The following is a 17,047-nucleotide window of genomic DNA, read 5'->3' as shown; positions in this document are numbered from 1 at the left end:
ATCCGCACGCCAACCAGCCGCCTGGCACGCTGATCTGCGGTGAGGAGGAAATCATGGAAAGTCACGTCGTCACCGGCATCGCCTTCTCCAAGGACGAGGCGCAGATTTCCATTCGCCAGATCGAGGACAAGCCCGGGGTCGCGGCATCGATCTTCGGCCCGCTGGCGGACGCCAACATCAATGTCGACATGATCGTGCAAAACGTCTCCGAGGACGGCAAGACCACCGACCTCACCTTCACGGTGCCGGCGTCAGACTACACCCGCGCCCGCGACACCATCACATCGGCCAAGGCCAAGATCGGCTATGCCCGGCTCGATACCGCGACCGACGTCGCCAAGGTTTCGGTGATCGGCAGCGGCATGCGCAGCCATGCCGGCGTCGCCGCCAAGGCATTTTCGGCGCTCGCGGCGCGCAACATCAATATCCGCGCCATCACCACATCGGAAATCAAGTTTTCTGTGCTGATCGACACCGCTTATACCGAACTCGCCGTGCGGACGCTGCACACCCTCTACGGGCTCGATCAAGTCTAGAAATATTTTTTCTGTTAGCGGCTGCAACATAACGTCGCCGCGTCAGTGTTCGGGGCACTGGCAGGCCTTTTGCTTGGCAAAACAAGGCTCGATTCGGTATACGGCCTGAATGAGCTCAATTGTGAACCGTGCCACTGTTTTCGCGGCGCGATTCGGCCATTAGCTTGGCTTCGCGGCACCGCCGAATGAATAAAATTGTTGCGTTTTGAGTCTAAACGCCTGCTCCCGGCCGGCTGGAGGAATAGGATTTGAACCCACTGCGAAGCGCATCGGGAGGCCCCCGCGTCCTGTTGAGACGGCTTCGCGAAACCATGGCGGAGCAGGTCTCGGCCCAGGAGCGGCTGGACAAGATCGTCGTGCTGATCGCCGCCAACATGGTGGCGGAAGTCTGCTCGGTCTATGTGCTGCGCATCGATACTACGCTCGAACTCTATGCTACCGAGGGTCTGAACCGCGACGCCGTGCACCGCACCGTGCTGAACGCGCATGAGGGCCTGGTCGGCCTTGTCGCCAGCGAGGCGACGCCGCTCAATCTCAACGACGCCCAAAGCCACCCGGCCTTCTCCTTCCGCCCGGAGACCGGCGAAGAGATCTACCACTCCTTCCTCGGCGTGCCGATCCTGCGCGCCGGCAACACGCTCGGCGTCTTGGTGGTGCAGAACCGCGCCAAACGCACCTATGTCGAGGAAGAGGTCGAGGCGCTCCAGACCACCGCGATGGTGCTGGCGGAAATGATCGCCTCCGGCGAATTGGCCGCGCTGGCCCAGCCGGGCGCCGAACCTGCCGCGCGCCATTCGCTGCACAAGGTCGGCGCCATCCTGTCCGACGGTATCGCGCTCGGCCACGTGGTGCTGCACGAGCCGCGTGTCGTCATCACCAACTACATTGCCGAAGATCTGCCGAAGGAAATCAAGCGGCTGGATTCGGCACTGGCAAAGTTGCGCGCCGACCTCGATCGCATGCTGGAACGCGGCGACGTCGCCGATGGCGGCGAGCACCGCGACGTGCTCGAAGCCTACCGGATGTTTGCCAACGATCATGGTTGGTCGCACAAGCTGCACGAGGCGGTCGCTACCGGCCTGACCGCAGAGGCGGCCGTCGAACGCGTTCAGTCCGATACTCGCGCGCGCATGCTGCGCTCCACCGACCCCTATTTGCGCGACCGCCTGCACGATCTCGAGGATCTCGGCCATCGCCTGATGCGGCAACTGGTCGGACAGGATCATGCGCCCTCGCGCGAGCAACTGCCCGACAACGCGATCCTGATCGCCCGCGCGATGGGCCCCGCCGCGCTGCTCGATTACGACCGCAAGCGTCTGCGCGGCCTGGTGCTCGAGGAAGGCACCGCCAACTCGCACGTGTCGATCGTGGCCCGCGCTCTCGGCATTCCCGCGGTCGGCGAGGTGCCGAACGCGCCAGGCATCGCCGACCCCGGCGATGCCATCATCGTCGACGGCACGTCCGGCTCGATCTATGTCAGGCCCTCGGCCGAGATCGAAGCGGCCTATGCGGAGCGCGTACGGTTTCGCGCGCGGCGCCAGGCCCAGTACTCGGCCCTGCGCGACAAGCCCTGCGTGACCAAGGACGGCCAGCCGGTCGAACTCCTGATCAATGCCGGGCTCGCGATCGACCTGCCGCATATCGACGACACCGGCTCGGCCGGCATCGGCCTGTTCCGTACCGAGCTGCAATTCATGGTCGGCCAGAGCCTGCCGCGCACCAGCGATCAGCTCGCTTTGTACCGCACCGTGCTGGACGCTGCCGGCTCCAAGCCGGTGACGTTTCGCACCCTCGACATCGGCGGCGACAAGGCGCTGCCGTATATGGAGAGCGTGATCGAGGAAAATCCGGCGCTCGGCTGGCGTGCCATCCGGCTCGGGCTCGATCGACCCGGCCTCCTGCGCGGACAGATTCGGGCGCTGCTGCGGGCCGGCGGCGGACGAAGCCTGCGCATCATGTTTCCGATGATCACGGAAGTCGCCGAGTTCGATGCTGCCAAGAGCATCGTTGAGCGCGAGCTGACATACCTGCGCCAACACGGACACGCGCTGCCCGAACGGATCGATATCGGCACCATGCTGGAAGTGCCGGCCCTTTTGTATCAGCTCGACGAGCTTTTGAAGAAGGTCGACTTCATCTCGGTGGGATCGAACGACCTGTTCCAGTTCCTGTTCGCAGTCGATCGCGGCAACGCCAAGGTTTCCGAACGGTTCGACACCTTGTCGGCGCCGATCCTGCGCGTGCTGCGCGAGATCGTGCAAAAGGCCAAGGCCGCCAAGAAATCGGCTTCACTTTGCGGCGAGATGGCGTCGAAGCCGATCGGCGCGCTGGCGCTGATTGCGCTCGGTTACCGCTCGCTGTCGTTGTCGGCAACCGCGCACGGCCCGGTCAAGGCCATGATCCTCGACCTCGATGCCAAGAAAGCTGAGGCCGCGATGAGCGCGATGCTCGATGCGCCCTCCGGCAGCGTATCGATCCGTCAGAAGCTGACCGAATTTGCCGAAGCAGAAGGTCTGGCGTTGTAGCGGGCCTTCGCTCGCCTGCCACCTGCATTCCGCGAAACTGCCGCCTACATTCGAGACTTCACCATGTCGATGCTCCCCGAAGCCAAACTGGACGTTCTGCTGGCGCACCACGCTTCACTCGAGGCCGAACTTCTCGGGCAGGTCGGCTCCGACAGATACGTCCAGATCACCCGCGAGCTGGCCGAACTCAATCCACTGATCGACGCCGTCAAGGCCTATCGCGCCGCGTGCAGTGAACTCGACGGCGCCGAAAGCCTGATTGCGGATGCGGCATCCGACCCTGAAATGCGCAGCATGGCCGAAGCCGAGCGCGATGAATTGCAGGCGCGCATCGGCGATCTCGAGCAGAAGATCCGCGTCGCGCTGTTGCCGAAAGACGCAATGGACGATCGCAACGTGATGCTGGAAATCCGCGCCGGCACCGGCGGCGACGAAGCCTCGCTGTTTGCCGGCGATCTGTTCCGCATGTACGAGCGCTTCGCCAACCTGCAGGGCTGGAAGGTCGAGGTGATTTCGGCGAGCGAGGGCACGGTCGGCGGCTACAAGGAAATCATCGCCGAGGTGCAGGGCCGCGGCGCGTTCGCGAAGCTGAAATTCGAATCTGGCGTGCATCGGGTGCAGCGGGTGCCCGACACCGAAACGCAAGGGCGCATACATACCTCGGCGGCGACGGTTGCGGTATTGCCCGAGGTCGAGGACGTCGACGTCGACATCAAGAACGAAGACCTGCGGATCGAGACCATGCGGGCGCAAGGCGCCGGCGGCCAGCACGTCAACAAGACCGAATCGGCGATCCGCATTACGCATATTCCGACCGGCATCGTCGTGATGATGCAGGACAGCCGCTCGCAGCACAAGAACCGCGCCTCCGCCATGAACATCCTGCGCTCGCGCATCTATGACGCCGAACGGCAACGCATCGACGCCGCGCGCTCGGCCGACCGCAAGGAGAAGGTCGGCTCCGGCGACCGCAGCGAGCGCATCCGCACCTATAATTTTCCGCAAGGACGCGTCACCGACCACCGCATCAACCTGACGCTCTATAAGCTGCCGCAGGTCATCTCGGGCGAAGCGCTCGGCGAGTTGATCGATGCGCTGACGACCGAGCACCAGGCCGCCCAACTTGCGGCACAGGGCGCGGCAGCGTGACAGCATCCGGCGCTTTCGGAGGACAAACCGTTGAAGCGACGCGCCGCACAGCAACAGCTCGACTTGCATCCGCGGGGATCGACTCGGCTGAACTCGATGCGCGGCTGCTCGCCGGTGCGGCATTCGGCCTCGATCTCACCGGGCTGATCGCGGCCGGCACACGAATCGTCACGCATGACGAAGCGGCAGTGCTCGAAGATTTTCTACGGCGACGCATCGTGGGCGAGCCGGTTGCCCGCATTCTCGGCGTGAAGGAGTTTTGGGGGCTGACGCTGCAATTGTCGCCGGCAACGCTGGTGCCGAGGCCGGACACGGAAACAGTCGTGGAACTGGCGCTTGAAGCGTGTCGCGGCCAACACCATATGATGAAGCAGCGACAGATCGTCGACGTCGGCACTGGTTCGGGCGCGATCCTTCTTGCGTTATTGTCCGAGTTTCCCGATGCGACCGGCGTCGGCACAGACATCAGCTTTGAGGCGTTACAGACGGCGCGGAACAACGCCGTGGCCTTGGGCTTGAACTCCCGAGCCCGCTTTGTCGCTTGCAACTACATGACAGCGCTGGCGGGAGCGTTCGACCTGATCGTGTCGAACCCGCCTTATATTCGTTCGGCGGAGATCGGCGGCCTTGACCCGGAGGTACGCCAATATGATCCGCCCGCCGCCCTGGACGGGGGCACGGATGGCCTTGATGCCTATCGTGCAATTGTGCCCGAGGCCGCCCGGCTTTTGGCCGCAGGAGGCACCCTCGTTGTCGAGGCCGGATATGGCCAAAGCGGCCCTATTGCGGCGTTGATGTCGGCCTCAGGGTTAACGGCGGACCTGCCGCCGAAGGCCGATCTGGCGGGCATCCCGCGCGCGGTGGCGGGGCGGAAACTGCCCCGATAAAGCCCGATTGGAATGCAAAAAAAGCACTTGGAATATTCTCCGGGAGCGACTACGTTCCGGCCAACATCAGTCCAGGGTGACTGGCCCCGTAAGCAGCTACGGATCGAGGCCAGAGTTCTCACAGCGAGAGCCTGCCCAGGGTGAAAAGGTTCCAAAACGCAGGTCATTTTGAGCGCGATGGCTTAGATAAAAAAGCTGCGCAGCCATCGACCGCAAAGCGAACGAAAGCCTGATATTGCGCTTGATGAATCACGCTCGAGACCTGTGCTTGTTTTGGCAGGCGGAATGACCTGATGCGGCCGGCGACGCGCGCCGGGCTGGTGGGGAACGCGTCTTTGTTGACTGCGACGTACGGCAGATCTGTGTGGAAATGAGCGGCGGTTTTGAGCCTGCACGCGCGAGCTGATCGCACGGGCCGGACCAGTCGGCGCTCGACATCGAACGAAACGGCAAACGAAGCAAACAACGATATTCCGAAAGCCCAATCGATCGTGAAGGCTTGAGGAGTTTTGCAAGGCAATTTCAGGGCTGGATCAAAGGCACGATATGAGAAACGGTCAAAACAATAAACGGATGCGTAACCGGAATAATAATAACAACAACAATAACCGGCGCGGTCAGAACCCAATGACTCGGGTGTTTGAATCCAACGGACCCGACATCAAGATCCGCGGCACTGCCTCCCACGTCGCAGAAAAATATGTGCAGCTTGCGCGCGATGCGCGGTCCTCCGGCGACCCCGTTGCGGCAGAAAACTACTATCAGCACGCCGAACACTATTTCCGCCTGATCGCAGCGGCCCAGGAGCAGTTCCGGCAGAATCAGCCGCAGCAACCGCGGCCCGATGTCGATGCCACCTCGGAGGACGGCGAGGACGAGGATGGATTTTCGAGCAGCTTCGGCCAGGAGCCGGGTTTTGTCCCGGTCCAGCAACAGCAGCCTTACCCGCGCGAGCGCGACAATCGTGACCGCGACAGTGGTCAGCGCGACCATCAGCAACCGTACCAGTCGCGCGAGCAGCAACAACCGCGCGAGCACCGCGAGCCGCGCAACCAGCCGCAATTCCAGCAGCAGCCGCAGCCTTCGGCGCCGGACAGTGGCGGCGTCGACCGCCTGCCCTCCTTCATCACCGGACCGCAGCCGCAGATCAACGGCGGTCACTCCGGCTATGAAGGCAATGGCGGCGAACGCGAACGCTTCCCGCGGCGTCGGCGTCGTCCGCACGGACCGCGTCCGGAAGGAATGGCTGCAGCGCCCGCAGCACCCGGCGACGATTTCAATCCGGGAAATGACTAGCTCGTCCGCGAGCTAGTTCTCTTCGCGCTGAAAAGACGACGGCACCAGGACCGGCGGCAACGCCGGTATCAGCCGCGTGCGCTCGCGGTGGGCGGGAATAGCGCGATAGACCTGCTTGGTGGCTTCCACGATGTGAACGCCCGCAAACGGCTTAGAGATTGACGCGCCGATGCGCTCCCATGCCATGGCCGAGCGCAGGAACCAGCCGGCTGCGACCGGCGGCACGAACAACGCTTCGCCCCAACCGATCGGCGTGAACCAGGTCTGCCGCAACAGCTGCGTGATCTGCGAGCGCGAATAGGGCCGGCCGTGACCGAACGGCGTGTTGTCCGTGCGCGTCCATACGCTGCGTCGATTCGGAATCACCGCCATCATGCGACCCGAAGGCGCCAGAACGCGCCACACCTCGCGCAGCAGCGCTTCCGGATCGTCGGACATTTCAAGTGCATGGACCAGCAGGATGCGATCGACCGCCGCATCCGGCAGCGGCAGCGACAACTCGTCGACGAGCGAGGCCAGGGTTGGCCGCGCCGTTGGCCATTTCAGCACGCCTTGCGCCGCCGGCATGAAGGCGATGCAGCGTTCGGAAGAATCGCGAAACAGGCCGAGATAAGGCGTTGGATAGCCGATGCCCAGGACGCGTTGGCCTTCGGCCTCCGACCAGCGCGCATGAATGCCGCGATTGATCAGCCGCCGCGCCACGATGCCGAGGCGCTGCGAATAAAAATCCCTGAGGTCGATCACATCGAGGGTCATGCGCTCAATCTATCACGGCAGGCCGGCAAATTGGGCGCCCAATCGCGCATTGCTCAATCGCCGTTAACGCCCTATTTCATGCGCTGGGACGCACGACAATAAGCACACGGAGACATCATGGCTGCCGAAATTCGCCTGTTCCCCTGCCTGTCCGATAATTTCGGCTATCTGATTCACGACCCCGCAACCAAGGCAACAGCCTCGATCGATGCGCCGGAAGCCGCACCGATTATCGCCGCGCTGGAGCGCGAAGGCTGGACGCTGACCGACATCCTCATCACCCACCATCATCACGATCATGTCGGCGGCGTTGCCGAACTGAAACAGAAATATAAATGCCGCGTCGTCGCGCCGCACGACAAGTCGACCAAGATCGCCGATGTCGACCTACGCACCAAACAGGGCGACGTGCTGAAGATCGGAAGTCTGCTGGCGCGCGTTCTCGAAACGCCCGGCCACACGCTCGATCACGTCTCTTACGTCTTCGACAACGAAAAAGCGCTGTTCGCCGCCGACACGCTGTTCTCGATCGGCTGCGGACGCGTGTTCGAGGGCAATTATCCGATGATGTGGGACTCGCTTTTGAAACTGCGCGCGCTGCCCGACGATTTCAAATTGTATTGCGGTCACGAATACACGGCCTCGAACATCAAGTTCGCGCTGACGATCGAGCCGGAGAATCCGGTGTTGAAAGCTCGCGCCGAACAGGTGAAGCGCTTGCGTGACGCCAACAAGCCGACGATCCCGACGCTGCTCGGCGAGGAGAAAAAGGCCAACGTGTTTCTGCGCGCGGACGAACCGTCGGTCGCCGCCAGCGTGCGAATGAAAGACCGCAGCCCCGCCGAAATATTCGGCGAGCTGCGCGAACGCAAGAACAAGTCCTGAGCAGTCCGATGTCCCAGCGGCTGGCCGCTGCCGAGATCGTCGCACGGCTTGGCCTGAAGCCCCACCCGGAAGGCGGCCACTATCGCGAGACGTTTCGCGATTCCAACTGCGACGCGAACGGCCGCTCGCGCTCCACCGCGATCTATTTCCTGCTGGCGCGGGGCGAGCGTTCGCACTGGCATCGCGTCGATGCGGTCGAGACCTGGCACTATTATGCCGGCGATGCGTTGACCCTTGAGATCGCCGCCCCCGAGGGCACCCGTCAGCTCCGGCTTGGAGGCGATCTCGCCGCAGGCGAAATGCCGCAGGCGATCGTGCCGGCGCATGCCTGGCAGGCTGCGGAAAGCACCGGCGACTGGACGCTGGTCGGCTGCACCGTCGCGCCGGGATTCGACTTTGCGGGCTTCGAACTGGCACCAAAAGGCTGGACTCCCAAGTAGCGCTCTCAGCGCCTGCGAAACAGGTCTTTCGCCGCAATCAGTCCGCCGCCGGCGATCAGCACGGCGGCAAGCGCGATGTTGGCGCTCGGCTTGGCGAAGCCGGCCAGAACCAGAAATAACGTCGACAGCAGCGGCGTCGCATAGGAGGCCGCACCGAGCACGCGGATGTCGCCACGCTTCATGCCGACATCCCAGGTGTAGAATGCGGCGCCGACGGGCCCGAGGCCGAGCGCGACGATGGCAAGCCATTGCCCTGCCGTCTCGGGCCATACGGTGGTTTCAAGCAGCGCGTGCATCAGCGCGGCGAGCAGGGCGGTGGCAAGACAGAAACCGGCCACCGCGTCGGTCGGCACCGCTTTGAGACGCCGCGACATCACCGAATAACTCGCCCAGACGAAGGCTGCGACAAAGGCCGCGAACAATCCCGGCAATTGCCCCGGCGCAAAGCCGGACAGGCCGCCGCCGATCAGAAGCACCGTGCCGGCAAGCCCTGCCAATGCGCCGATGATGTGATGGGCGGCCAGCCGCTCGCCGGGCAGGAACGACGAGAACAGAACGATCAGGAGCGGCCAGAGATAGTTCAGGAGCCCGGCTTCCGCCGGCGGCGCGAAGCGCAGCGCCAGGAAATACAGCGCGTGATAGCCGAACAAGCCGCCGACACCGACCGCCCATACCAGCGGCGGCTGCTGCAAGGCCGGCAGCGCCTCGGGCCGGGCGATAAAGGTCGAGAACCCGACCAGCCCGCCGATCGCAAAGGTGATGGCGGCAAGCTGAAAGGCCGGAATCTTTCCGGTCGCCACCGTCATGGCGGCGAGCAGCGACCACATCAGGATCGCGGAAAGGCCGATCAGGGTCGCGGTGCGGGGAGTCATCTTATCGTCGCTATTTCTCCGTCATGGCCGGGCTTGTCCCGGCCATCCACGCCTTCGCCGCATCGCAAGTCTCAAAGGCGTGGATGCCCGGCACAAGGCCGGGCATGACGAATCGTTTGCATCACCTGACGCAACCATATGACGGCAGCGCCATCACACCATATACTGTCCGCCGTTGATCGATAGCGTCGAACCGGTGATCGCGCCGGCATCATCGGCAGCCAGAAAGACGACCGCGCGGGCGATTTCATCCGGCTCACCGAGGCGGTTCACCGGAATCAGCGGCAGGATGCTTTTTTCCAGAACATCCTTCGGCACCGCCTGCACCATTTCGGTGTTGATGTAGCCGGGGCAGATCGCATTCACGGTGATGCCGCCCTTGGCATTCTCCAGCGCGAGCGCCTTGGTGAAGCCGATGTCACCGGCCTTCGCCGCCGAATAATTGACCTGACCGAACTGGCCCTTCTGGCCGTTGATCGAGGAAATGTTGATGATGCGGCCGAATTTTCTCGCGCGCATGCCCTCGATCACCTGACGCGTCACATTGAACAGCGAACCGAGATTGGTGTTGATCACCGCATTCCACTGCTCGAGCGTCATCTTGTGAAACGCGCCGTCGCGGGTGATGCCGGCGTTGTTGACGAGCACCTCGATCGGACCGAGATCGGCTTCGACCTGCTTGACGCCGGCGCTGCATGCATCGAACGAACTCACATCCCACTTGTAGACGGGAATGCTGTTCTCCGCCTTGAACTTCTCCGCCGCCGCATCGTTGCCGGCATAGTTGGCGGCAACCTTGTAACCTGCCGCCTTCAACGCCCGGCTGATCGCCGCACCAATACCTCGTGTCCCCCCCGTCACCAATGCAACACGTGCCATTCGGAACCTCCCTTGGAATTTCGAAGATGTTTTTTATGTAGCTTCGAATTATGCGAGCGGTTTGACGAACATCAAGAACAAAACGACCACCGACAACAAAACGCCCGGCGCGCGCCGGGCGTTTCCTTTAGGTGAGTCCTGTGCGGTTGCGAAGGAAATATTTGCGGCAACGGCTGAACCTTTTTTAGACGCGTGCGTTGCACGCGCCTGGATTTGGTCGCGCTCGAAAACGCTTTAGCGCTCGACGCACATCGCAATGCCCATGCCACCGCCGATGCACAATGTCGCGAGCCCCTTCTTGGCGTCGCGCTTCTGCATTTCGTGCAGCAATGTCACCAACACGCGCGCTCCCGATGCGCCGACCGGATGGCCAATCGCGATCGCGCCGCCATTGACGTTGACCTTGCTGGTGTCCCAACCGAGGTCCTTGTTGACGGCGCAGGCCTGCGCCGCAAAGGCCTCGTTGGCCTCGATCAAGTCGAGATCGCCGATGCTCCAGCCAGCCTTCTTGAGCGCGGCGCGCGAGGCGGGAATCGGGCCGGTGCCCATGATCTTGGGATCGACGCCGGCATGCGCCCACGACACGATGCGCGCCAAAGGCTTCTTGCCTTCCTTGGCGGCCTGCTTGGCCGTCATCAGCACGACCGCGGCCGCACCGTCGTTGATGCCGGAGGCATTGCCGGCCGTAACCGTGCCGTCCTTCTCGAAGGCTGCGCGCAGCTTGGTCATCGCATCCAGCGTCGCGCCGTGACGCGGATATTCGTCCGTGTCGACGACCACGTCACCTTTCCGGCTCTTGATCGTCACCGGCACGATTTCGTCTTTGAACCTGCCGGACTTCTGCGCGGCCTCGGCCTTGTTCTGTGACGAAACTGCGAATTCGTCCTGCTGGGAACGGGTGATCTGATACTGCTTGGCGACGTTCTCGGCGGTGTTGCCCATGTGGTAGCCGTTGAAGGCATCCCAGAGCCCGTCCTTGATCATGGTGTCGACGAGCTCGACGCCACCCATCTTGACGCCGCCACGCAGATACTGCGCATGCGGGGCCATGCTCATGGATTCCTGGCCGCCGGCGACGACGATTTCGGAGTCGCCGTTGAGCAGCGCCTGGTAACCCAGCGCCACGGTGCGCAAGCCGCTGCCGCAAAGCTGGTTGACGCCCCAAGCCGGGCTTTCGACCGGGATGCCGGCCGCGATCGAGGCCTGGCGGGCGGGGTTCTGCCCCTGCGCGGCGGTCAGGATCTGCCCCATGATGACTTCCGAAACACGGGCCGGCTCGACGCCGGCGCGCTCCAGCGCGGCCTTGATGGCGACGGCGCCGAGATCATGGGCCGGCAGCGTGGCAAAGGCACCGTTAAAGCTTCCGACCGGGGTGCGGGCGGCGCTGACGATGACGACATCGTCTGACATGGATATCTCCTGGGCTTGAGGTTGTTTTTGGGGCGGGCGCCGGTATGGCAAGCCAGTCTCGCCCTGTATCCTGTTAACGTCGTTGAGGCATGTCAACCGCACTGCATTCAAATTGGCGGGGTTGGCGCTTTGCTGAGCCGTGTCCGTGCCTTGGAATTAACCGGCACCGCACAAAACGGTAGCCGAACCGCATTGAAAATGCTTACCTTTGCTGCAATGCGTTGACTTTAGCCCTGCGGCGGCCCCGTAGGGTTCCCCCTCCCGGCCTTTGCGAGAGCCCATGGCGAAATCTGATCAACCCACCACCATCAAGAAATATGCAAATCGCCGGCTCTATAATACCGGCACGAGCACCTACGTAACGCTCGAAGACCTCGCCGCGATGGTCAAGGAGGGCGAGGACTTTCTCGTCTACGACGCCAAGACCGGCGACGACATCACGCGCTCGGTGCTGGCGCAAATCATCTTCGAACAAGAGAACAAGGCCGGGCAGAATCTGTTGCCGACGACCTTCCTGCGGCAGCTGATCCGCTTCTACGGCGACAGCATGCAGATGGTGGTGCCGAAATATCTGGAGCAGTCGATCGATACGCTGACGCGCGAGCAGGAAAAATTCCGTAAACAGATTACGGATGCCTTTAGCGGAACGCCGCTGGCGCCGCTCGAAGAGCAGGTCCGCCGCAACATGGAACTGTTTCAACAGACCTTCTCGATGTTCAAGCCGTTCGTGCCGCAGCGTCCGGGCAGCGAATCCGAGAAGGCTTCGGAGCCTGCGCCCGACGACAACGGCAATATCGATGATCTGCGCAAGCAGATGAAGGACATGCAGGACCGCCTCGACCGCATGTCGAAAGAGCCGAAGAGCGAGTAGCTCGCGTTCCCCGGACGCTGCGCAGCATGATCGGGCTCGCCCACCGCGCGGCCCGATTAAGTGATGCGCTGCCGATCCGGGGCCCATAAGGTTATCTCCATTATTCGATTGCTGGGTCCCCGCTCTGCGGCGCATCGCTGAAGCGCTGCACCGCGTCCGGGACACGCGGCCACCTTCCCGCGCCGCGTTTTGCGACCGAGTTGGGACAGAACGTTCGCTCCCTCCAATCAGAGGGCGCAGGGAATCCCGGGTGATCGACGCACCCGCAGCCTCGTGCGCAAATCAAAAAGCACACGAGTTAGTCACCACAGGTTCGCCGGAAAACACCGGCATTCCCTGCGCGATGGTTTTAGCGGCGTACTCCGCGCTCTCCCTGGTGATCGGGCTTTCTTGTCACCATCCTCCCTGAGAAGCGTTAGCTTCTTAAGGAGTTGATGCCAGCGTCGAGGCATCAGGACCACACGGCTTGGCCGTCCGCTTCGTTCCCGCACGCCTTGCGAAGAAATCAGCGGCCATCGCTCCCTGCCCCGCGTTCGTGGCGATCGCGAGCCGCCCCTCTTATGGGACAGGATAACGCGAGGCGTACAAATGATTTGCCCGTCGGCGCAAGGGGCAATCAACCGGCCGGCGTTGCTGGTCCAACAGGTCGGTCATCGGGTTTCGTGAATGGCAAGCCCGGAGCATACGGCGAAGGCGAGGCTGCTCCCGGGCCGGCAGATGCGACGCCAGAGCGGGGCTCGCGGGGTTTTTCCGGGGCCCACGCCGGCTTTCTGGGAACCATTTCTATTTGTATATTTTTGAACTTACGCGCGGAACGAAGTCCCTGCTTCCTGCATATAGTGGGTGGGCTGGGAGATTTTCGGTACCGTGGCACAAAACGGATATCACGCGCGCAAGGCAGCCGTAGTACTGCTCAAGCTGGCAAAGGCAACGTCGGATCGGGACGTCGCGGCGCGCCTCATCGAGGCCGCCGCCGATCTCAAGGATCAAACGGGCGAGCTGCCGCCGCCCCAGAGCGTAAAGCCCCCGGACGTGCAGACCGAGGGTTAGGACCTTGCCGCCTGGTCGCGCGTTGAGCGGCATGCCGGAAGACGAGCGCCGTGTAATCTTTGAAAAGTCAATCGCTGTCCAGATCATGGCTATCGACGGCACTTGGGCCCGGCCATGCACGCTTAAGGAAATTTCGGATAACGGGGCGACCCTTGTTATCGAAACCTCCGTTCAAGGTTTGAACCTGAAAGAGTTCTTCCTGCTCCTCTCTTCGACGGGGCTTGCCTATCGTCGCTGCGAACTTGACTGGATGAACGGCGACCAGATGGGCGTTAACTTCCTGCATCAGCGCGGCAAGCCAAAGAAGCCCTCTCCCGGTCACGTATAGCCTGCCTCCGTTGACGGCCGGCGAGCGCAACCGTCTCAGCCTTGTATGACTTCAACCGGCGAGATTCTGTCGCGGCCGCAACGATCCTGATATGCTGCCGACGGGCGCGCCGAACGTGCCGCTATGACGAGAATGCCTGGACCGAAGATGCATCCCGTGCTGCTGACCCCGCCGCCTGCCGTCACCGAGGCATTCACGGATGCCGACGCGGCCGTCGCGCGGCTCGAAGAAATCTACGCGCGGAATACGCAGTTCCTGCGCAGCCACTTTGAAGCCTATGTCAACGGCAAACCGCCCGCGGGCCGCATACGCGCCAACTATCCCTTCGTTCGGATCACGACGTCGAGCCATGTCCGGCTCGACTCGCGCCTCGCTTTCGGCTTCGTCGCGGCTCCCGGCATCCATCAGACCAGCGTGACGCGGCCTGACCTGTTCCGAAACTATCTCACCGAGCAGATCAGGCTGCTGATCGAAAATCACGGCGTTGCGGTCGAGGTCGGCGAGTCCTGCGAGACGATCCCGATTCATTTTGCCTATCGCCGGGACATCAATGTTGAAGCCGCCCTCTCCGGCAACGGGCCGTCGATCCTCGGCGCGTCGCTTCGGGACGTGTTCGACGTGCCTGATCTGGCTGCCATGGATGACGCGATCGCCAACGGCACCCTGGAGCTGCCGCCAGGCGCACCCGAGCCGCTGGCCTTGTTTCGCGCCGCTCGCGTCGATTACTCGTTGCGCCGGCTTTATCACTACACCGGCACCGATCCCGAGCATTTCCAGAATTTCGTGATCTTCACGAACTATCAGTTCTACGTCGATGCCTTTATTGCGCTGTGCCAGGAGCGCCTCTCTTCAGGCCAGGCCGGTCCTGACGCCTTCGTGGGCCCGGGCAACGTGATCACGCGCAACGCGCGCCTGGGCGGCGGCACGACCGGGATTGCGCCTGAGCGCGTACCGCAAATGCCCGCTTTTCATCTCGTCGAGCCCGGCGACCGCGGCATTACCCTGATCAATATCGGGACCGGCCCCTCCAACGCGCGGAACATCACCGATCACGTCGCCGTGCTGCGGCCGCACGCCTGGCTGATGCTCGGCCACTGCGCCGGCCTGCGGAATACGCAGCGGCTCGGCGACTACGTTCTCGCCCATGCCTATGTGCGCGAGGACCATGTCCTGGACAACGAGTTGCCGCTGTGGGCGCCGATACCGGCGCTAGCCGAAATGCAGGTTGCGCTGGAAGGAGCCGTCGGCGAAGTGACCGGGCTCTCCGGCTTTGATCTGAAGCGGTTGATGCGCACCGGAACCGTTGCGAGCGTGGACAACCGCAATTGGGAAATCGGCGGTCGCTCGACGATCCGACGGCTGTCGCAATCGCGCGCCATCGCGCTTGACATGGAGTCGGCTGCGATCGCCGCCAACGGTTTCCGGTTCCGCGTGCCCTATGGCACCCTGCTCTGCGTCTCGGACAAGCCGCTGCATGGCGAACTCAAGCTCGCCGGCATGGCCAGCGAATTCTATCGGCAACGGGTCGGCCAGCATCTTGAGATCGGCCTGAAGGCGCTCGAGACGCTCAAATTGCAGGAATCGGAGCGGCTGCACTCCCGCAAGCTTCGAAGCTTCGCCGAAGTCGCGTTTCAGTAAAAGCGGTCGGCGCGAAACGGCGCCAGATCGATCGGCGACGGCCGGCCGGAAATCAGGTCGGAAATCACGACGCCGGTATAGGGCGCCGCGGTCATGCCGATATGCTGATGTCCGAAGGCGTAGACGACATCCGCCGAGCGCGTCGAGCGGCCGAGCACAGGCAGCGAATCCGGCAGACTCGGACGATGACCCATCCAGTAGGTGATCTCGTTGTCGGAATAATCCTTGCCCAGCGCCGGAAACAGCGCGCCGAGCCGCTTGAGGAGGATTTCTGCCCGTTTCCAGTTCGGCGCGGCATGCAGGCCCGCCAGCTCGACCGTGCCCGCCAGGCGAACGCCAAGCTGCATCGGCGTGACGACGAACTTGTTCTCGGAATCCGTCGTGGGAACGCGCGGCATGATGGCCGGCGTTCGGATCATCACGTGGTAGCCGCGCTCGGTCTCCAGCGGGACCTTGTCGCCGACGGAGGCGGCCAACGACTTGGAGTGCGCGCCCGCGGCGAGCACCACAGTATCGGCTTCGATCCGGCCGGCGGTCGTCTCGACCGCAACCAGCCGGTCGCCATCGAACGCGAAGCCTTTGGCCTCCGCCTTGACCAGCCGGCCTCCCGATTTGACGATGTGATCGACAATCGCCTTGACCAGTTCGCTCGGATTGACCGTATGGCCGTTGTGCGGAACGTATTTTCCGAATTTGGCATCCGGCGTGAGATTGGAATCGAAAGCGCGTAGCTGCGCCTCGTCGAATTCCTCCCAGACGATGCCGTTTTCGCGGCGAAGCGCCCAACCGCGCGCATCCGCCGCTACGCTCTCCCTCGAGCGATAGACGATGAGGATGCCGTCGCGTTTGACGAATTTCTGCGCGCCGGCATCATCGACCAGCGGCATCAGCGCGTCGAAGCAGGGCGAGATCAGCGTCCTGAGCGCCTGCGCCTGCTGCTTGATCTTCTCGGGCGTGCCGGCGAGCCCGTAGCGGATCAGCCACGGCGCGAGCTGCGGCAGATAGGACCAGCGGATCGACAGCGGACCGAGCGGGTCCATCAGATATTTCGGGACCTGCTTGAAGGTGTCGGGCCCCGCGATCGGCACCAGCGACGAGGGGTTGAAACATCCGGCATTGCCGAACGAGGCACCTTCCCCGGCCTCGAGCGGATCGATCATGACGACGTCGTGGCCGTCGCGCTGCAGATAACGCCCGACGCAAGCGCCGACCATGCCGGCTCCGATGACGGCTACCTTTTTCTTTTTCATGGCCACGGCGCTGCCTGCTCAAACCACCTTGTTGACGAGATCGTTGTCGCCGGCCCAGATCTTGTTCAGGTTCGTTTGCAAGAGCTTGGCGATGCCCGTTTCATACATGCAGGTCTCGCCGCCGGTATGCGGCGTGATGAAGACGTTCGGCATCGACCACAGCGGCGAATCTTGCGGCAACGGTTCCTCGACCGTGCAGTCCAGCGCCGCTCCCTTGAGCGTTCCGTTCTGCAACGCCTTGACCAGCGCGCCTTCGTCGACGCAAGCGCCGCGCG

The 17,047-nt window shown here is 63.0% G+C and carries 18 protein-coding genes; 11 read left to right on the top strand and 7 right to left on the bottom strand.

Annotated elements, in window-relative coordinates; all coding sequences use genetic code 11:
• From VFL62_RS10540 to prmC, 4 genes are all read left to right on the top strand, one after another.
• Positions 1-536, top strand: a 536-nt coding sequence (locus tag VFL62_RS10540; protein WP_325172315.1) for an ACT domain-containing protein, incomplete at its 5' end; no start/stop codon positions are given.
• A gap of 257 nt (positions 537-793) precedes the next feature.
• On the top strand, positions 794-3,061 hold the full coding sequence (gene ptsP, locus VFL62_RS10535; RefSeq protein WP_325172317.1) for a phosphoenolpyruvate--protein phosphotransferase: 2,268 nt from the start codon (positions 794-796) through the stop codon (positions 3,059-3,061).
• A 63-nt stretch (positions 3,062-3,124) separates the two neighbouring features.
• On the top strand, positions 3,125-4,210 hold the full coding sequence (gene prfA / locus VFL62_RS10530; protein ID WP_325172314.1) for a peptide chain release factor 1: 1,086 nt from the start codon (positions 3,125-3,127) through the stop codon (positions 4,208-4,210).
• Positions 4,207-5,097 (top strand): peptide chain release factor N(5)-glutamine methyltransferase, encoded by an 891-nt coding sequence (prmC, locus tag VFL62_RS10525; RefSeq protein ID WP_325172313.1) that lies wholly within the window; start codon positions 4,207-4,209, stop codon positions 5,095-5,097. Before prfA ends, prmC begins: the two co-directional genes overlap by 4 nt.
• A 163-nt stretch (positions 5,098-5,260) precedes the next feature.
• On the opposite strand, the gene VFL62_RS10520 is transcribed toward prmC, so the two are convergent.
• On the bottom strand, positions 5,261-5,563 hold the full coding sequence (locus tag VFL62_RS10520; RefSeq protein ID WP_325172312.1) for a hypothetical protein: 303 nt from the start codon (positions 5,561-5,563) through the stop codon (positions 5,261-5,263).
• Positions 5,564-5,643: 80 nt separating this feature from the next.
• On the opposite strand from VFL62_RS10520, the gene VFL62_RS10515 reads away from it, so the two are divergent.
• Positions 5,644-6,393, top strand: coding sequence for a DUF4167 domain-containing protein (locus tag VFL62_RS10515; protein ID WP_325172311.1), 750 nt, complete (start codon positions 5,644-5,646; stop codon positions 6,391-6,393).
• A gap of 12 nt (positions 6,394-6,405) precedes the next feature.
• Here VFL62_RS10515 and VFL62_RS10510 read toward each other — a convergent pair whose 3' ends face one another.
• Positions 6,406-7,149: a class I SAM-dependent methyltransferase gene (locus tag VFL62_RS10510; RefSeq protein WP_325172310.1), complete on the bottom strand. Its 744-nt coding sequence runs from the start codon at positions 7,147-7,149 to the stop codon at positions 6,406-6,408.
• Between the two features lie 117 nt (positions 7,150-7,266).
• Between VFL62_RS10510 and gloB the strand changes: the two genes are divergently transcribed.
• Positions 7,267-8,034 carry a hydroxyacylglutathione hydrolase gene (gloB, locus tag VFL62_RS10505; protein ID WP_325172309.1) on the top strand — a complete coding sequence of 256 codons (768 nt, stop codon included), beginning with the start codon at positions 7,267-7,269 and terminating at the stop codon, positions 8,032-8,034.
• A gap of 8 nt (positions 8,035-8,042) precedes the next feature.
• Positions 8,043-8,474, top strand: coding sequence for a cupin domain-containing protein (locus tag VFL62_RS10500; RefSeq protein WP_325172308.1), 432 nt, complete (start codon positions 8,043-8,045; stop codon positions 8,472-8,474).
• Between the two features lie 5 nt (positions 8,475-8,479).
• Here the strand turns inward: VFL62_RS10500 and VFL62_RS10495 are convergent, their stop codons facing one another.
• The 3 genes from VFL62_RS10495 to VFL62_RS10485 form a co-directional block, all read right to left on the bottom strand.
• Positions 8,480-9,346 (bottom strand): DMT family transporter, encoded by an 867-nt coding sequence (locus VFL62_RS10495; protein WP_325172307.1) that lies wholly within the window; start codon positions 9,344-9,346, stop codon positions 8,480-8,482.
• Between the two features lie 153 nt (positions 9,347-9,499).
• Positions 9,500-10,225 (bottom strand): acetoacetyl-CoA reductase, encoded by a 726-nt coding sequence (gene phbB / locus VFL62_RS10490; protein WP_325172306.1) that lies wholly within the window; start codon positions 10,223-10,225, stop codon positions 9,500-9,502.
• Positions 10,226-10,459: 234 nt separating this feature from the next.
• Entirely contained in the window at positions 10,460-11,635 is a 1,176-nt protein-coding gene (locus VFL62_RS10485) for an acetyl-CoA C-acetyltransferase (RefSeq protein ID WP_325172305.1), read from the bottom strand.
• A gap of 280 nt (positions 11,636-11,915) precedes the next feature.
• Here VFL62_RS10485 and phaR point away from each other — a divergent pair, with 280 nt between their 5' ends.
• From phaR to VFL62_RS10465, 4 genes are all read left to right on the top strand, one after another.
• On the top strand, positions 11,916-12,506 hold the full coding sequence (gene phaR / locus VFL62_RS10480; protein WP_325172304.1) for a polyhydroxyalkanoate synthesis repressor PhaR: 591 nt from the start codon (positions 11,916-11,918) through the stop codon (positions 12,504-12,506).
• Between the two features lie 867 nt (positions 12,507-13,373).
• Positions 13,374-13,556, top strand: coding sequence for a hypothetical protein (locus VFL62_RS10475; protein WP_325172303.1), 183 nt, complete (start codon positions 13,374-13,376; stop codon positions 13,554-13,556).
• A gap of 31 nt (positions 13,557-13,587) precedes the next feature.
• Positions 13,588-13,884, top strand: a complete 297-nt coding sequence (locus tag VFL62_RS10470) for a PilZ domain-containing protein (RefSeq protein ID WP_325172302.1) — start codon at positions 13,588-13,590, stop codon at positions 13,882-13,884.
• A 132-nt stretch (positions 13,885-14,016) separates the two neighbouring features.
• Positions 14,017-15,522 carry an AMP nucleosidase gene (locus VFL62_RS10465; protein ID WP_325172316.1) on the top strand — a complete coding sequence of 502 codons (1,506 nt, stop codon included), beginning with the start codon at positions 14,017-14,019 and terminating at the stop codon, positions 15,520-15,522.
• Here the strand turns inward: VFL62_RS10465 and VFL62_RS10460 are convergent.
• Both VFL62_RS10460 and VFL62_RS10455 read right to left on the bottom strand, forming a co-directional pair.
• On the bottom strand, positions 15,516-16,772 hold the full coding sequence (locus VFL62_RS10460; protein WP_325172301.1) for an FAD-binding oxidoreductase: 1,257 nt from the start codon (positions 16,770-16,772) through the stop codon (positions 15,516-15,518). The two genes, VFL62_RS10465 and VFL62_RS10460, sit on opposite strands and share 7 nt — an antisense overlap.
• 18 nt (positions 16,773-16,790) lie before the next feature.
• Positions 16,791-17,047 (bottom strand): NAD(P)-dependent oxidoreductase (locus tag VFL62_RS10455; RefSeq protein ID WP_325172300.1); only part of this gene is annotated, 257 nt, incomplete at its 5' end.

The sequence above is a fragment of the Bradyrhizobium sp. genome, assembly GCF_035701725.1.
Classification (GTDB): Bacteria; Pseudomonadota; Alphaproteobacteria; order Rhizobiales; family Xanthobacteraceae; genus Bradyrhizobium.
Note: the sequence above shows the minus strand (reverse complement) of the source record. Positions and strands in the feature narration are given on the sequence as shown.

What these genes read in the sequence shown, in the direction of transcription:
- prfA (WP_325172314.1), top strand. Translation starts at nt 3,125, where the DNA reads ATGTCGATGCTCCCCGAAGCCAAACTGGACGTTCTGCTGGCGCACCAC.
- VFL62_RS10515 (WP_325172311.1), top strand. Translation starts at nt 5,644, where the DNA reads ATGAGAAACGGTCAAAACAATAAACGGATGCGTAACCGGAATAATAAT.
- VFL62_RS10510 (WP_325172310.1), bottom strand. Translation starts at nt 7,149, where the DNA reads ATGACCCTCGATGTGATCGACCTCAGGGATTTTTATTCGCAGCGCCTC.
- gloB (WP_325172309.1), top strand. Translation starts at nt 7,267, where the DNA reads ATGGCTGCCGAAATTCGCCTGTTCCCCTGCCTGTCCGATAATTTCGGC.
- VFL62_RS10500 (WP_325172308.1), top strand. Translation starts at nt 8,043, where the DNA reads ATGTCCCAGCGGCTGGCCGCTGCCGAGATCGTCGCACGGCTTGGCCTG.
- VFL62_RS10495 (WP_325172307.1), bottom strand. Translation starts at nt 9,346, where the DNA reads ATGACTCCCCGCACCGCGACCCTGATCGGCCTTTCCGCGATCCTGATG.
- phbB (WP_325172306.1), bottom strand. Translation starts at nt 10,225, where the DNA reads ATGGCACGTGTTGCATTGGTGACGGGGGGGACACGAGGTATTGGTGCG.
- VFL62_RS10485 (WP_325172305.1), bottom strand. Translation starts at nt 11,635, where the DNA reads ATGTCAGACGATGTCGTCATCGTCAGCGCCGCCCGCACCCCGGTCGGA.
- phaR (WP_325172304.1), top strand. Translation starts at nt 11,916, where the DNA reads ATGGCGAAATCTGATCAACCCACCACCATCAAGAAATATGCAAATCGC.
- VFL62_RS10470 (WP_325172302.1), top strand. Translation starts at nt 13,588, where the DNA reads ATGCCGGAAGACGAGCGCCGTGTAATCTTTGAAAAGTCAATCGCTGTC.
- VFL62_RS10465 (WP_325172316.1), top strand. Translation starts at nt 14,017, where the DNA reads ATGCCTGGACCGAAGATGCATCCCGTGCTGCTGACCCCGCCGCCTGCC.
- VFL62_RS10460 (WP_325172301.1), bottom strand. Translation starts at nt 16,772, where the DNA reads ATGAAAAAGAAAAAGGTAGCCGTCATCGGAGCCGGCATGGTCGGCGCT.